Consider the following 15,891-nt stretch of genomic DNA (forward strand, 5'->3'; position numbering starts at 1 on the left):
TTTAAGGGTGTATGTTCATGAAAAATATTGATTTTATTCTTGAAAGCGATGAGGCATTAAAACCATCAGAACGACTTATTTTATTACTATTAGAAAAACATAGAATATTATATACGAATGATTTACTTGTTTTATCGAATTTATCATATAAAACATTAGTAGACTCTTTAACAACACTTGTTAGGAAATCTTATATAATCAAAGAGAGTGGAAAAGGGCGTAAACAAAATAGATATAGTTTAATATAAAAAGATTATTGTAAACTATAAAACAGGAAGGGCTCACAAAATATGCTCTTCCTGTTTTATAGTTAAAATTCATCCTCATGAATTAAATTCCCTGCATCATGGTCTTTCATTAATCGCTGCTTCAAATAATTTTCTTTTGTTGTACGATCATCTTTATGACCAACAGCTGCTGCAATGATATGTGGTGGTACTTGTTTATAATCATATAAATATTGAACATAAAAATGTCGAAAGAAATGAGGAGTTATTTTTTCATTTTTTGTAAATGATAAATTAGTTTCTTTTATGATTTTGGTGATATATTGAGACAAATAATTTTCTTTATATGCTGTATGATTTTTTGTTTGAAAAATGGTACCACCATGCTTAATACCTAACTCAGTTGGCAAACGGCGACGGATTCGAAAAGCGATTATCCGTTCAAATACAACTTTGTTAATTGGTACAATTCGTTCAGAATCACCTTTCGTATTTACATATAAATAATAACGATCACGCAATGTATCATACTCTAAATCTTCCCACTTCGCATGTGCAACTTCCGCAATACGTAGTCCAGTTGTTGCTAATATTGAAAGCAGAGCATAATTGATAGGATTATTTTTATAATATGACAGCAATTGTTTTACTTCTTCATAAGATAATTCTCTTCTTGGTTTATGTTTTTTCGTTATCGTTGTACTTAGTATGTCAATATATAGAGGCTCTTTAATGTATTCAATTTCATATAACCATTTTAAGAAGGACCGAGTAATTCGTAGCTTTCGACTTATCGTTGCTGGTTTATATGCTTCGTTAGATTGATAGGAGATTGCATCTTCAGCAAGCCACTTTTGATAATTACGAATATGTCGTTTTCTTAAATTTATCCATACTTTACCCACATTGAAATTCTCCACATCCATTTGTAAAAATTCTATATGTTCTCGAATAAAAAAATAAAACTGTGATAAATCTCTAGAATAGAGAAGACGAGATGTGTCTTTTACTCGTTTATTTTTATCAAAATGTGTTTGTCGATTCAAATAATAATATAAAATTTCTTCATCAGAAAAACCCGCATATGAATATGTATGTTCACGTTCATTCTGCTCTTTTCGATCCTCAGCTTGTTTTAAGAAATCTTCATTCCATATTGCAATCGTATTTCCGAATTTTTCTTTACTATTTTTATTGTGTAATAACGAATTATGATTATAAATTGGTAATAAATTAAATTTCATGTCATATCAAATCCTTATGTATTTCTTATATAGTTTTAATAAAACAAACTAAAGTGTACCTATAATTTATTTTAAAGTGCATTTATATAAAATACAATATTAATTGTAAACTATAGAAAATCACACATTTTCTATGATTTGAAATCGATTTATAAATTTTATTTTTCGTGAGTTGAATTAAAACAATATACATTTTATTTTTAAAATCAAAAGAAATTATATTTGTTTATAATATAATTATAATTTTGTATTGAGTTATGTTATAATGAAATTACATTTTATTTCGTTATTATTTTAAATTATATTTTTATATAAAATATATTTAGATTTAAATAGAAAGGATTTATTTGCATGTACGAGCATACATATGAACAATATATGGATACAAATGAGGTAAAAGAGTATTTACGTATTACAAATTTCACATTTAAAAAATTAATGAAAGAAAATAAATTAACTCCAATTAATAAAGATACTTGGCGATTAGATGGAAGTTTTTTGTTTCAAAGAGAAGAGGTTACTGTATTACAATCACAGTTACATACAGAAGGAATCACATTAAACCAAGCAAGTAAACAGTTTCATGTTAGTATGTATCAATTATGTAAATGGATCGAAGAAGGGGAGTTATCCTATACAATTCAAATACATCGAAATAAAGAAACAAAATTTGTACAAGAGGAAGAGATAAAACAATTAGCTGAAAGATTAGATGACGCCAATGCTCTTTATACATATTCTCGAAAATATAATGTTGTTTTATTTCAAAAATTTATACAAGGAAATACAATTGCTCGTATAACGTCTATTCCTAAAAGAGGAAATATTATAGTAACAGATGAATTTGGAAATGATATGACACTGCAAGAGGCGAAAGAAAGTGGCTTTTTTCCAGCATATCAATTATCAGATAAACCGAGGAGTCATCATCAAAAATTTGTAAAGTTTCGTTTTCTAAAAACACATCATTTACGAAATGATATTTTTCAGCAAATTGATTACTTATTGCAATATGTATCTCCACGAAATCTTCGAATTTCCGAAGAACACAATTTTTGGATCATTGAAATTCGCCAATCACTCATTCAAGTTCCTATGCAGTTTCAACAAGAGTGGATCGACTCTCTTATGCCATATATAATAGAAGGAAAATTAGCAAAACGTCTAAATAATAGTATTTACTTAGACAGCAATAGTGTTACGAAAAGCATAGTATTATCTTCATCTGAGTATCAGTCTATCTCAAATATTGTAAATGAAGAAAAGATTTCAATAGAGGAGTTTATTACTTCAGCAATTCGAGAAAAATTGGATCGGTATATAATGAAATATTAAAAGACTTATCATTTAGATAAGTCTTTTAATATACAAAAATATCCAAACTATCTAAAAAACGGCCTTTCAGATTCTATTGTAAGAGGATTTTATATAGAGAAGAATATTATGAGTCCTGTAATGTATAGAAGTTTATATAAAGATTCATAGGACTCTTAAATGCATTTGGATATATTTAGGGTCCGTTTTTTCGTATATAGTTTACATAATAATTTTATGTATTAGAATTTCGAGTGGAAAAGCAAAGAATGTCTTTCTATACTTTCGTGATATTGTTTAATTTCGTTTGTGATTCTTTGTCTTCCTTTTTCACTTGTGTGCCAAGTATCGCGATTAATTTGTCGTGAATCTTGCAGTGGAAGAACATCTAATATTTTATCTTCCGCAGCATATAGTGAAGCAAGTAATAAAAATCTTCGACAGAAAAAACTTTTTCCAGCAAGTAATACATTCGTTATTTCTTGATTATTGATTATGTTAAACGCACTTTTTATTACACCTTCTACATTAGAAAATTCTCCTATAATCGGTTGGATTTTCTCATGAGGAACACCTAATTGAATTAGTATTTCTCTATGATATTCAAATTCATTTGCTTGTAGAAATGTATTAAAAATAGAAGGAATGAAAATATGTTTTACAATTTCTTGAGAGCAATGTTTTGCAATAAGTTCGTTTAATTCGGGGAAATGACCGGGATGATACAGCATAATGTCTGTTTCCGTAAACAAGTATTTGCGATCTATAAAAACTAAATCACCAATTGTAGAAAAATAGTTCACCACGATAAATTCCTCCTTAACAAAGATAAAGCCCTTTAGAAATTCAATATTGATTGACTAAAATCCTGTATGAAGGTCCGACAAAAATAGTTAATCGCTGTTGTTACAAATCTTTGCGGTAAAAGAGTAAATAACATTTTTTTATAAATATTGATAAAGAAAACATTATGTTATTATTCTGTTAACTCATTTAATATATATTGTGCAGATGCTTACAGTTAGGGGGCAAACGATGAATATTCAAATTGTATTATTTGATGGTTTTGATGAACTAGATGCCATAGGACCATATGAGGTATTAAAACGTGCTAATGAGTTCGGAGCAAATTTCGATGTGAAAATGGTTACATTAAATTTGAATTCGGTGACTGGGTTTTATGGCTTAACAGTCGAAGTGAATGATTTTCTTAGTGAAGACAATTGTCCAGATATTTTAATTGTACCTGGTGGTGGGTGGAATCATCGAGGAGAAAAGGGAGCAAGAATAGAAGCGGATAAAGGTATATTACCTGAATTCATCGCTAAATTTTATCAGCAAGGGGCTGTTATCGCTGGTGTCTGTACGGGCGGAATGTTAATGGCTGTTTCAGGAATTACAGCAGGACGGAAAACTACTATGCATCATCTTGCTAAAAACGAAATGGCATCATACGGATGTGAAGTGCTAAGTGCTAGAATTGTTGATGATCATGATATTATTACAGCAAGAGGAGTAACTTCAGGTGTCGATTTAGCTATATGGCTCATTGAACGCTTTGTAAATTCTGAAGTAGCTTATTCAGTCGAAAGAAGACTAGAGTATGAAAAAAGAGGGACAGTATGGAAAAGGATTTAAATCCTTGAATAAAGAATTGAATTTTTAGGAAAAATCAGCACTTTATAATAAAGTACTGATTTTTTTATTTATAAGCTTGAAATTAAATGGTATAATCTCAATTAAAGTGTAATATTACACTTTAATTGAAGGAGAAGATAAATTGAAAAGAGGTAAAATAATAATTTCTGTAGCCATATACACTACCTTACTAACTGTATCAGTACATACGTATAAGCAACAACTTACTCAGCCTGTTATAACAGATTCAGGACGATTACTTCCGACAAAGGTTAAACGAATAGAGAGTGTTGACGATGAAAAAAGCTGCAACAATTGGTTCGAGATGCAAATACTTCAAATGAAAAACTCTCTATTGCTGGGATGCAGTATAGTCAAGGCGGCCATACATATTATCCAAATGGCACTGTTTTAGATATGAAAAGTTATAATAAAATATTGGAGTTCAATCCGAAGCAAAAAAGAATAAGAGTGCAGAGCGGTGCAACGTGGAATGACATTCAAAAAATTATTAATCCATACGGCCTTGCAATTCAAGTTATGCAATCACAAAATATCTTCACCATCGGTGGTTCTTTAAGTGCAAATGTACACGGAAGGGATATTCGGCATGATGCACTTATAGATACAGTTGATTCATTTCGTTTATTAATGGCAGACGGCGTAATTAAAAATGTAAGTAGAAATGAAAATGCAGAACTATTCTCTTTAGTAATAGGTGGATACGGTCTATTTGGAGTCATTCTAGATGTAACACTAAAGTTAACAGAAGATGAACTGTACCAAATACGAACTAAAACGTTAGATTATCACCAATATACTTCTTATTTCAAGGAGCATGTTGAGGGTGATGAACAAGTGAGGATGCATTTAGCTCGTATTTCTGTCGCGCCAGATTCATTTTTACGTGAGATGTATGTGACAAATTACGTTCTCGCTACGAATCAAGAGAATCGAGAACAATATAGTACTTTAAAAGAAGAAACAAATGTTGCATTTCCGAAATTTTTTCTTGGATTATCTAGATACAGCGACTGGGGAAAAACGATGTTTTGGAATATCCAAAAAAAATATTTTGAACGTACGGATGGATCTTATGAAACTCGTAATAATGTAATGCGATCAGATAGTGCATTCATGGAGTATGAAAATCCGAATCATACAGAAATTTTACAAGAGTACTTTATTCCTGTTAATCACTTTTCTTCGTATATAGATGATATGCGAAAAGTATTAGAACAAGAAGAATTAAATCTTCTTAACGTTACTATTCGATATGTGACAAAAAATGATAGTGCAGTTTTGTCATACGCGAAAGAGGATATGTTTGCTCTTGTACTTCTTATCAACCAGGGACGATCTGAAGAAGAAATAGAAAAAACAAAAAAAGTGATACAGAAAATGGTGAATGTTACTTTACAACATGATGGAAGCTATTATTTGCCATATTATCCTTATACAGAAAAACAGCAATTGCAAAAAGCTTACTCACGTACAAATGAATTTTTTCAAAAAAAGAGGGAATACGACCCACAAGAACGGTTTGTTAATCTATTTTACAAGGAGTATGGTCAATGACATATACAAGATTTGTAGTTTCACAAAGTCTCATTATGATGGCAGGAAGTATGGTATTTCCTTTTTATGTATTACTATTAAGAAACGTAGGAAACAGCTTTTCACAATTTGGCTGGGCATACGGTTTATTTGCGTTAACATCAGCACTTGTGTACCCTCTGATTGGTAGAATCTCCGATCGATTCGGTGATAGAAAGCTCTTAATCATATATTCTTGGTCAATGGCTGTTTTGATGCTATGTTTTCCAATTGCTACAGATGTTTGGCATGTATATATTTTGCAAATTATGATGGGGTGTTTAGGAGCTGTGCAGAAAAATACAGAAAAAACATCGCTTGTACGAAAGGTAGAACGTCAAGATGCTGGTTATGAAATTGGAAAATATCACATATGGACATCCTTAGGAGCAGCAATAGCTATTATTGTAACAGGATATTTAGTTGATTTTTTAACCATTGGAACTATTTTTTATGTCGCTTCAATTCTATATATGATAAGCGGTATCATAATTTGGCGAACAAACAGCGAAACCACATACAACCGATAACATTTGTTTTCGGTTGTATGTGGTTTGAAAAGGATTAATTCAAATTTAAATGCTGTAAAAACAAAGTAGCTGATACGTAGCGCTTCGCTAATCTTTGTACATAAGCAGTATGGACAGATAATGTTGCAATTATAATTGCATTTCGAATTGCTTCGCGTTGTTCTTTGTTTATATGTTCAATTTTAGCTGCTAACTGATCAGCTTTTTCTTTAATCGTTTGTTCAATAGTACGAATCGTATTCGTTGTATTGAATTGAACGTAACCTTTTTGATTCAGCTCTTCAAATAAAGAAGAGTAAAAAACATATAATTGAATAGGGTTAATTAAATCATCAGTGCGATCTGCAGGATCATTCACGATAAGCTTTAACAATTTTCGAATGGACTCAAAATCGAGTGCTGTTTTTAAATCTTCTACAATAAATAATAAGGCCGCTTGTTCAATTGAATATTTTTTCCTTTTTGCGGAGAACCAATCATCTCTTTTATATCGCGTTTCACCCAGTTTTGCAGTGCCGTAATAGAAAAATTAGTATTTTCAATTTGATTTCCAAGTGCAACGATTTCATTCAAAGAGAATCCAATATCAATTTCTTCTATTTTAATAAGCTTTTCAAAAATAGGTGCTAGTGCAGTTGTAAGAAAGGCCGTAACACTTTGACCACTCGCAATATCTTCTTTATGCGACTTTGTCCAAGCTTCTTGTAAAATTGCAAGAGGCTTTTTTGTATTCCATCCTCTAAGAGAAAGGAGGAGCATTGCCATTTCGTTTCGTGTGAGATGAAATGTTTCCATCTTTTCACCTCCGATAATATAAAAGTTCTTATGAACTTATATTATGTATTGTTTTATATAAAGTCAATTGTATTCTTATGATTTTTTCTGTAGTCAAATAAGTTAATAATCATAAGAAATAACTCTTGATTATTTTTATAAAAGTTCATATAATAAGTTCATAAGAACTTTTCTATTAACTTTAAAATTTATCTATCTTTTTCATAGTTTAAGAGAAGGATAGATAATTATATATACTTATAGTAGAAGGAGAATGAATATTATATGTTAAAGAAAATCGTTACACTATTGACTGCATTTATGTTTGTCTTCGCCGCTAGTAGTTTCATTTCAGTAGATAGCGCTTATGCAAAAACTTACAAATCTGGTCAAAAATCTTATACTCCAAGTTCAGGCCAAACACAAAAATCAACAGTGGATTTAAAGAAAAAAGATTCTAATGTAAATGCAAATAAAACGACAGATTCCAAAACAAAAGCAACAAATACAGCACCAAAAAGCAATAAAGGAAGCTTTATGAAAGGTCTTTTAGTTGGTGGTATTGGTGGTTTATTAATGGGTAGCTTATTTGCTAACATGGGAGCTCTTGGTTCTGTATTAGCATTTATGATTAATATGTTTGTAATGGCTAGTATTGTAATGTTAGCGGTTCGCGCATTCAAATATTTTAAAAATCAACGTAAGAAACAGGTGGAAGAAGCAGCATGGAAACGATAAAAATTTCCGAACAAGAGTTGATCAATGCACTCTGTGTATATATTGCACAAAAACGTCAAGTTGTTCCGGAACAAGTTCTTGTGGAACTGATGTATGATGACGATTACGGCTTCTCAGCTGAAGTAGAAGTAAATGGGCGTCAACAAATTTTAATTCAGGCAAATTTAATCGAGGCACTTCGCCTATGGCTTGATATGGAATATCATATTAATCCGTTTGCAGCAAGATTACAGCTCGAATTACATGATGAAGAAGGCATTATCGCTTTGGCGAATTTAAATCATTCATATGAGTAATATAAAAATAGCTGTTGAGATGTAACGATTCTCAGCAGCTATTTTTTTATGCTTGCAAGAGAAAATATACGTAATAGTGTGGAAAAATTACAGCGACAGAAGCATTGAAAGACTAAAAAACTCCTTCATGACGAAGGAGTTTTTTGTTCATTCATGAAAACGAATCACAGGAACATGTTAGTTATGATGCATTATTCTTATCTAGTGACTGAATAAAAGTATCTAATACTTTATTAAAATGGTTTACTTCCTCTAAAAAAGGGCAATGACAGCTATCTTCGAAAATGATAAGCTGAGAGTTTTTAATATGTTTGTGCAAATGTTCACCTGCTGCAACAGGAATAAGTTTTTCTTCTCTCCCGAAACAAAGTAGAGTTGGAGTGGTAATTTGATCTAAGTAGTCTCGATAGTCCACAACAGATTGGTCAAATAAAACAGCACTTGCAATAGACTCTGGAATAGTTGTCACTTCTTTTAACATCCAATCAAAAGCTTCTTCAGAAAGAGGGTTTTTGAACATTAATGGTACAAATCCTTTCAAAAAACCAACTCGATCCATTTGAATTTCTCGCATTATATGAATAAGAGCAGAGAAATCGAATGCTCCAATTGAAAAATCAGGCCATTTAAAATCTGAAGCTAGTTCATCTATGATAACAGAAGCTTTCACATTACTTTCTCCAAATTGTTTCAAATATTCCCAAACAACAAATGCTCCCATAGACCAGCCAACTAATACAACATTCTCAAGAGATAATTTTTCAATAAAAGCATGTAAATCACGAGCATAGTTTGCAATGGTATGCCCAGATTGAGCGTGAGAAGAACGGCCATGACTTCGCAAGTCCAGTGAAATCGCGCGGTAGTTTTCACTAAAATAAGGAAGTTGTTTATGGAAAAAGCGACTGCTCATCCAAACACCATGTATGAATATAATCGGCGTTCCTTGACCTTGATCTTCATAATATATATTCACATCATTATCAAGTTTTATATAAGGCATGTACATAAACCTCCTTTTCACAGAAAAAATAAGTTTATATATTCAAAAATATGCTTTATTTCAGTTATGTATTCAAATCTTCTTATGATAATTCAATATCATTTTTGGTATTTGAACAGAATAATTTTACACATTGGCACAGAAATCTTGAATTTACATGTAAATTCAAAAGAAAGCTTGATTATTTATAAAAAAATTCGCCTAAAATATTGTCATATTCTGTCCTTTAAGATATCCTTTTGTAGAGAGGTGAAATCATGGAAAAAGTACTTATTTTCGGGCATAAAAACCCAGATACAGATGCAATTTGTTCTGCTATTGCATATGCAGAACTAAAAAAAGAATTAGGAATGAATGTTGAGCCTGTTCGTTTAGGCGAAATTAGCGGTGAAACACAATTTGCTTTAGATCATTTTAAAGTAGAAGGACCACGTTTTGTTGAGACAGTAGCAAACGAAGTGGACAAAGTTATTTTAGTTGACCATAACGAGCGTCAACAAAGTGCTAATGATATCGAATCTGTTCGTGTATTAGAAGTAATCGATCATCACCGTATTGCTAACTTTGAAACAAGTGATCCTTTATACTACCGTTGTGAGCCTGTTGGTTGTACAGCTACAATTTTAAATAAAATGTACAAAGAAAACGGCGTTGCAATTCGTAAAGAAGTTGCAGGGTTAATGTTATCTGCAATCATTTCAGATTCTTTATTATTTAAATCTCCAACTTGCACAGATCAAGACGTAGCAGCAGCTCGTGAACTAGCAGAAATCGCTGATGTTGATGCTGAAACATACGGCTTAGAAATGTTAAAAGCTGGTGCAGATTTAAGTGGTAAAACAATGGAGCAATTAATTTCCCTTGATGCGAAAGAGTTCCAAATGGGCGATGCAAAAGTTGAAATTGCACAAGTAAATGCTGTTGACACAAACGACGTTCTTGTACACCAAGCAGAATTAGAAAAAGTAATCTCTGCAGTAGTAGAAGAGAAAGGTTTAGACCTATTCTTATTCGTTGTAACAGATATCTTAACAAATGATTCTGTTGGCCTTGCAATTGGTAAAGCAGCACAAGTTGTTGAGAAAGCATACAACGTAACATTAGAAAACAACACGGCTACTTTAAAAGGCGTTGTGTCTCGTAAAAAACAAATCGTTCCTGTTTTAACAGAAACATTCCAAACTCTATAAGAGAAGCTTTGGACGAAAAGGAAAGAACAAGCTGATATACAGTCTGCTTGTTCTTTTTTTGTCTTTATGAAGCATAAAAATTCGGATATTAAGGTCTGTTACTTTAATGTTTCATATTGGAAAGATGAAAATTGGGTAGGAAGAAGAGAAAAACCTGATGTTTTCATCTGCGAATGAAAAATGCTATGATTTTATTGCAAATTATTATTTCATATTTTAAAAGTAATAATGAAAAAATGAAGCAGATTATATAGGATTGAAAGAGAAAAGAGGTAAGAAGGTAACAATGAAAAGATTATGCATCATTCCATGTGGGAAAAAGAAGATTTGGGATAAGTACCCTGATGAGGGGCCGACAGAAGCAAGAGAAGTGTACATTAGTCCATTCGGAAAAGCGTGCCAAGCGTATGCTTCTCAATTTTTTACACACTGGGTTATTTTATCCGCAAAGCATGGATTTTTACTGCCAACCGATATAGTAAAAGAAAACTATGATCTTGCTTTTAATTCGAAAAGTAGTGAGATTATTAATATAGAACAACTAAAAAAACAGATGATGGATAAAGACTTGCTAGACTTTGATGAAATTGTTCTGCTTGCAGGCAAGAAGCATAAAAAAGTAGTGACAAAGTTATATCCAGAAGAGATCATTTCTTATCCATTAGAAGGCTGTAAAGGGATTGGATATATGTTGCAGAAGTTGAAGAAGGCAGTTGAAAATCATAACGAGATTCAATAAAAGTTTGTACATAAGGGTGTTGTGTATTGTTAGAAATATAGGCTTATAAGGCGAAAAGCTAGAAGGATTTTTAGCTGAATTAACATATCGAGAGGAAGATTAATAATTAGTTATTGAAAAATAAGGGGGCATTAGGGATACCCCTTTATTTTAAAGAGAATTTTCATTAAGATCATAACTATATAAATCTATTTTAATGTTCCAATACATATGTCACTGCTATACAAAACACAATATGCCCTGCACTCGCTTGCTCCTTTTGTTTAAAACATGGCATGTGGCAGAAAAAGGCCCTGACCGCTCCTATGCACAGCTAGTCGCTCACGCCCTCCCATAAAAAGAAGAGCGGTTTTAAGTTTTAAATGTTAGTTATAGTTTATGACTTGCTTCATAAGATTTCTTATCTCTTTAACCGGTGGTTTTTTATCGTATATATCAATACGTGAAAAATAATAATTTAAATTTCTAACAAGACCTTTTCCGATTTTTTCCTTTAGGAAAGGAAATACTTGTCCAGTGTAGTCTTCGAGAGATTTACAATAGTATTTTTCATCCAAATAAATGCTATATTTACATGTTAGCTCTACTAGTGGATTACCTTCAGAATCATATACATCTTTAGATTCAATAATGTCTATTAGTGCAAATCTATCATTAAGATAAACTTTTTTCTTCTTTTTAGGCTTATTAGAAAGAATAAAAGCGATACCTATTGCGTTAATCAATATGTTGCCTCCTATAAATATAAAGTGAAACTTTAATCAGCCCTCATTACGGGCAGCACATCTCCCAACTAATTTCTTTGCCTTTGCTGAATTTTGAGGTGGGGGTCTTACTGCCTATTAATACGGTATAAAAAAAGATACTAATAAAATATATCGATATATGTTAAATGTAAAGGGATAAGGTGGATTTAGATAACAATGGAAATAATCATATCAAATAGCGAATGATAATTTTGATATTAGTCATTTTTTTATTAATATTATTGCTAAAAATGGTTTTCTCTAGCTTTACATGAGTTGTTAATAATTATTCGTAAGCATGCGAAGTGTTGGAGAGAAGTAGAGAGTACAATGACTTTTGACTAATGGTATAATACTAATAGATGAAAGACTAAGAAAAGCAGGTGAATTTTTTTGTTTACAAAAGCACAAGAACTTTTAGCTTCCTATTTTGGCTACTCATCATTCCGTAGAGGGCAGGATGAAACAATTAAAAATATATTGGATGGAAAAGATACGGTTTGTATTATGCCAACAGGTGGCGGAAAATCTTTATGTTATCAAATTCCAGCACTCGTATTAGAGGGAACAACATTAGTTATTTCTCCGCTTATTTCACTGATGAAGGATCAGGTTGATACTTTAACGCAAAATGGTATTTCCGCTACATATATTAATAGCTCTATTTCAATTACTGAAGCAAATCAACGGATTCAGCTGGCGAAACAAGGACATTATAAGTTGTTATATATTGCACCGGAGCGTCTTGATTCTATTGATTTTATCGACCAACTTATCGATATGAAGATTCCGTTAATTGCAATTGATGAAGCACACTGTATTTCGCAGTGGGGGCATGATTTTCGTCCGAGTTATTTACATATTCATCGAGTACTTGATTATCTTCCAGTACAGCCAATCGTACTTGCATTGACTGCAACAGCAACGCCGCAAGTACGACAAGATATTTGCAGTACTTTAGGAATAGCAGAACATAATACGATTATGACAACTTTCGAGCGGGAAAACTTATCTTTTTCCGTTATAAAGGGACAAGATCGTGATGCTTTCTTATCAGATTACATTCGTCAGAACAAAAAAGAAGCGGGTATTATTTATGCAGCAACACGTAAAGTTGTCGATCAACTTTATGAAAAATTAAATAAAGAAGATGTTTCTGTAGCGCGTTATCATGCTGGTATGAATGATAACGATCGTAATGAACAGCAAGAACGTTTTTTACGAGATGAAGTAAATGTAATGATTGCAACATCTGCATTTGGAATGGGAATTGATAAATCTAATATTCGATACGTGATTCATTATCAACTTCCGAAAAACATGGAAAGTTACTATCAAGAAGCTGGACGTGCTGGACGTGATGGCTTAGATAGTGAATGTATCCTACTTTATTCTCCGCAAGATGTGCAGGTACAGCGATATTTAATTGACCAGTCAACAGGAGCTTCTCGATTTTCTAATGAACTAGAGAAACTGCAACATATGACAGATTACTGCCATACAGAAAATTGTTTACAATCATTTATTTTACAATATTTTGGCGAAGAGCCAAAACAAGATTGCGGTCGCTGCGGCAATTGCACAGACGATCGGAATAGTGTCGATGTTACAAAAGAAGCACAAATGGTACTATCATGTATGATTCGAACAAATCAGCGTTTCGGTAAGCAAATGATTGCGCAAGTATTAACTGGATCAAAAAATAAAAAGGTAATCGAATTTAATTTCCATACGTTACCGACATATGGATTGTTATCAAACAGAAGCATGAAAGACGTTAGTGAATTTATTGAGTTTTTAATATCAGAGGAACTCATTTCAGTTGAGCATGGGACGTATCCTACATTAAAAGTAACAACAAAAGGGAAAGACGTTCTACTTGGTAACCAGCTTATTTTCCAAAAAGAACGAGTAGAAACAAAACAAATTGTGAAAGATCATCCACTATTCGAGGAGTTACGTCATGTGCGTAAAGAAATTGCACAAGGAGAAGGAGTGCCACCGTTTGTTATTTTCTCTGATCAAACATTGCAAGATATGTGTGCAAAATTACCAAAAACTACTGGAGAAATGCTGCAAGTAAAAGGAATAGGTGAACATAAGTTGGATAAATATGGGGATGTATTTTTACAAGTTATCACGAACTTCCTTGAACAGCATCCCGATATAGATGCGATGATTACGACAGAAGTTATAACAGAACGAAAGCAATCGAAAAAGGCAGTGAAAAATTCTCATCATGTTACATATGAAATGTATAAACAGGGAGATAAACTTTCTCATATCGCTGAAGTACGCGAGCTGTCCATGCAAACTGTAGAAAATCATTTAATTCGTTGTTTTGAAGAAGGAATGGAAGTAGATTGGTCAAGCTTTGTTCCGAAAGAGTATGAATCTATGATTGCATCTGCAGTAGAGCAAGCTGAAGGTGGATTAAAAGCTATTAAAGAACAGCTTCCTGATAATATTAGTTATTTTATGATTCGTGCTTATTTACAAATGAACAAATAACAGAGTGATAGCGAGGGATGAGAATATGCATTATGTTTTTGTATATGGAACGCTGCGAAAAAATGAAGCAAACGCTCATTTTTTACAAGATTCCATATGTATTGCAAACGAATCTTGGACATACGGTTCATTATTTGATACGAATGAAGGGTATCCAGCGATGATTCATTCAAAGGATAAGAAAGTATATGGGGAAGTATATAGAGTATCAGATGCTGTATTAAGAGATTTGGATAAATTAGAAGAATATACAGGGAACTCTGAACAAGATCTATACAACCGAATTACACAAGCTATCTATATAAACGAAAAGATATTAGAAGCTTATGTATATATAGCACAAAAGCAAGATATGCTGCAGCATCAGATTGTAGAAGGTGATTGGGTATCCTATCGCAAATTATTATATAAGGATAGATAATGGAAGGAGAGGGAGAACCCTCTCCTTTTTTCATAAATATATACAGAAAGATAGAGAAAGCATACCGATGATTTAATCAGAACATCTTAAAAAACAAATGCCTTAACCAGAATGGATTAAACAGTTAGTGTAGTTATTTTATGATTTGTGCTTATATACAAATGAACAAATGATAATTTGTATGAAGTCATTCCGCTTTACATGATATGAATGATTCGTATAGAATATAATCGATCTTTATTTCATGTCACTTCTAATTTATCAAGATTTTTAATACGCTAATGAATGAGAGAAATTTGAAAGGGGCGTAAGGTATGAATAAACTAATATTTAAACAATTTGCGATGACAAGAAGTTATTTTATTAAAAACGTAGAATCATTTTCGAAGGAAATAACAAATGTACAGCCAGACGGTTTTAACAATACGATCCAATGGCATATTGGCCACGTATTAACGGTTACTGAACAGTTTATGCTCGGTTTTCCACATAAAACGACGAATCTTCCTGTAAATTATATCGAATTATTTGGAAACGGTACAAAGCCGGCTAATTGGAAGGGAGATGTACCTACCGTAGATAAACTCATTGTAGAGTTGAAAGATCAGTTAGTTCGTCTTCAACAAATTCCTGCTGAACAGTTAAATGAATCGCTGGAAAAACCATTTATGGGACTTGAAACCTTTGGAGAATTAGCCGGCCTTTCATTAATGCATGAAGCAAATCACTTAGGACAAATTCAAGCGATGAAGCGCATTATTGAACACGCGGGAATAAAGAACTAACAAAATTCAAAAAAATAATTTGATGACTTTCAAAAGGAGTTATTCTCAGAAGAGATAGCTCCTTTTGATTTTGCATATAGATTTCCCTTAGAAAATTCCCTCTAAACACTTGACTTACAGGCTTCATTTTTAATAGAAT

Annotated in this window: 15 protein-coding genes and 2 pseudogenes; 12 read left to right on the forward strand and 5 right to left on the reverse strand. The window is 32.2% G+C overall.

Translation table 11 applies throughout. From position 1 onward, the window contains the following. The first annotated feature begins 17 nt into the window (after nt 1-17). Nucleotides 18-248 carry a hypothetical protein gene (locus tag ACEWFJ_RS12865; protein WP_098311366.1) on the forward strand — a complete coding sequence of 77 codons (231 nt, stop codon included), beginning with the start codon at nt 18-20 and terminating at the stop codon, nt 246-248. Between the two features lie 62 nt (nt 249-310). On the opposite strand, the gene ACEWFJ_RS12870 is transcribed toward ACEWFJ_RS12865, so the two are convergent. Then, nucleotides 311-1,471, reverse strand: a complete 1,161-nt coding sequence (locus ACEWFJ_RS12870) for a tyrosine-type recombinase/integrase (protein ID WP_473688803.1) — start codon at nt 1,469-1,471, stop codon at nt 311-313. Nucleotides 1,472-1,822: 351 nt separating this feature from the next. Here ACEWFJ_RS12870 and ACEWFJ_RS12875 point away from each other — a divergent pair, with 351 nt between their 5' ends. Further along, nucleotides 1,823-2,806 (forward strand): DNA-binding protein, encoded by a 984-nt coding sequence (locus ACEWFJ_RS12875; RefSeq protein ID WP_473688804.1) that lies wholly within the window; start codon nt 1,823-1,825, stop codon nt 2,804-2,806. 221 nt (nt 2,807-3,027) lie between these two features. Here ACEWFJ_RS12875 and ACEWFJ_RS12880 read toward each other — a convergent pair whose 3' ends face one another. Beyond that, on the reverse strand, nt 3,028-3,591 hold the full coding sequence (locus ACEWFJ_RS12880; RefSeq protein WP_473688805.1) for a hypothetical protein: 564 nt from the start codon (nt 3,589-3,591) through the stop codon (nt 3,028-3,030). 229 nt (nt 3,592-3,820) lie between these two features. On the opposite strand from ACEWFJ_RS12880, the gene ACEWFJ_RS12885 reads away from it, so the two are divergent. The 3 genes and pseudogenes from ACEWFJ_RS12885 (at nt 3,821) to ACEWFJ_RS12895 (ending at nt 6,549) form a co-directional block, all read left to right on the forward strand. Then, the gene (locus tag ACEWFJ_RS12885; protein WP_473688806.1) at nt 3,821-4,423 is read left to right on the forward strand and encodes a DJ-1/PfpI family protein; all 603 of its coding nucleotides are present in this window, start codon (nt 3,821-3,823) and stop codon (nt 4,421-4,423) included. 142 nt (nt 4,424-4,565) lie between these two features. Beyond that, nucleotides 4,566-6,001: pseudogene (locus tag ACEWFJ_RS12890) on the forward strand (FAD-binding protein). After that, nucleotides 5,998-6,549 carry an MFS transporter gene (locus ACEWFJ_RS12895; protein ID WP_473688807.1) on the forward strand — a complete coding sequence of 184 codons (552 nt, stop codon included), beginning with the start codon at nt 5,998-6,000 and terminating at the stop codon, nt 6,547-6,549. Before ACEWFJ_RS12890 ends, ACEWFJ_RS12895 begins: the two are co-directional and overlap by 4 nt. A gap of 34 nt (nt 6,550-6,583) precedes the next feature. Here ACEWFJ_RS12895 and ACEWFJ_RS12900 read toward each other — a convergent pair. Continuing rightward, nucleotides 6,584-7,344 (reverse strand): annotated as a pseudogene (locus ACEWFJ_RS12900) (DUF1836 domain-containing protein). A 264-nt stretch (nt 7,345-7,608) separates the two neighbouring features. Here ACEWFJ_RS12900 and ACEWFJ_RS12905 point away from each other — a divergent pair. Both ACEWFJ_RS12905 and ACEWFJ_RS12910 read left to right on the forward strand, forming a co-directional pair. Further along, complete coding sequence (locus ACEWFJ_RS12905) at nt 7,609-8,061, forward strand: hypothetical protein (RefSeq protein ID WP_473688808.1); 453 nt, start codon at nt 7,609-7,611, stop codon at nt 8,059-8,061. Beyond that, entirely contained in the window at nt 8,049-8,357 is a 309-nt protein-coding gene (locus ACEWFJ_RS12910) for a YxcD family protein (RefSeq protein WP_429710700.1), read from the forward strand. The genes ACEWFJ_RS12905 and ACEWFJ_RS12910 overlap by 13 nt, the downstream gene beginning before the upstream one ends. A gap of 181 nt (nt 8,358-8,538) precedes the next feature. Here the strand turns inward: ACEWFJ_RS12910 and ACEWFJ_RS12915 are convergent, their stop codons facing one another. After that, nucleotides 8,539-9,360, reverse strand: a complete 822-nt coding sequence (locus ACEWFJ_RS12915) for an alpha/beta fold hydrolase (protein WP_473688809.1) — start codon at nt 9,358-9,360, stop codon at nt 8,539-8,541. 257 nt (nt 9,361-9,617) lie between these two features. Between ACEWFJ_RS12915 and ppaC the strand changes: the two genes are divergently transcribed. Beyond that, nucleotides 9,618-10,550 carry a manganese-dependent inorganic pyrophosphatase gene (ppaC, locus tag ACEWFJ_RS12920; RefSeq protein ID WP_473688810.1) on the forward strand — a complete coding sequence of 311 codons (933 nt, stop codon included), beginning with the start codon at nt 9,618-9,620 and terminating at the stop codon, nt 10,548-10,550. Nucleotides 10,551-10,836: 286 nt separating this feature from the next. Then, complete coding sequence (locus ACEWFJ_RS12925; RefSeq protein WP_473688811.1) at nt 10,837-11,289, forward strand: DUF6884 domain-containing protein; 453 nt, start codon at nt 10,837-10,839, stop codon at nt 11,287-11,289. Nucleotides 11,290-11,654: 365 nt separating this feature from the next. On the opposite strand, the gene ACEWFJ_RS12930 is transcribed toward ACEWFJ_RS12925, so the two are convergent. After that, nucleotides 11,655-12,014 carry a cytoplasmic protein gene (locus tag ACEWFJ_RS12930; RefSeq protein WP_473688812.1) on the reverse strand — a complete coding sequence of 120 codons (360 nt, stop codon included), beginning with the start codon at nt 12,012-12,014 and terminating at the stop codon, nt 11,655-11,657. Nucleotides 12,015-12,428: 414 nt separating this feature from the next. On the opposite strand from ACEWFJ_RS12930, the gene recQ reads away from it, so the two are divergent. The 3 genes from recQ (at nt 12,429) to ACEWFJ_RS12945 (ending at nt 15,752) form a co-directional block, all read left to right on the forward strand. Further along, nucleotides 12,429-14,546 (forward strand): DNA helicase RecQ, encoded by a 2,118-nt coding sequence (gene recQ / locus ACEWFJ_RS12935; protein ID WP_473688813.1) that lies wholly within the window; start codon nt 12,429-12,431, stop codon nt 14,544-14,546. A gap of 25 nt (nt 14,547-14,571) precedes the next feature. Next, nucleotides 14,572-14,967, forward strand: coding sequence for a gamma-glutamylcyclotransferase family protein (locus ACEWFJ_RS12940; RefSeq protein WP_473688814.1), 396 nt, complete (start codon nt 14,572-14,574; stop codon nt 14,965-14,967). A gap of 314 nt (nt 14,968-15,281) precedes the next feature. Beyond that, nucleotides 15,282-15,752 carry a DinB family protein gene (locus tag ACEWFJ_RS12945; protein WP_473688815.1) on the forward strand — a complete coding sequence of 157 codons (471 nt, stop codon included), beginning with the start codon at nt 15,282-15,284 and terminating at the stop codon, nt 15,750-15,752. The last annotated feature ends 139 nt before the right edge of the window (nt 15,753-15,891 follow it).

Source organism: Bacillus sp. EA-CB0995 (genome assembly GCF_055814245.1).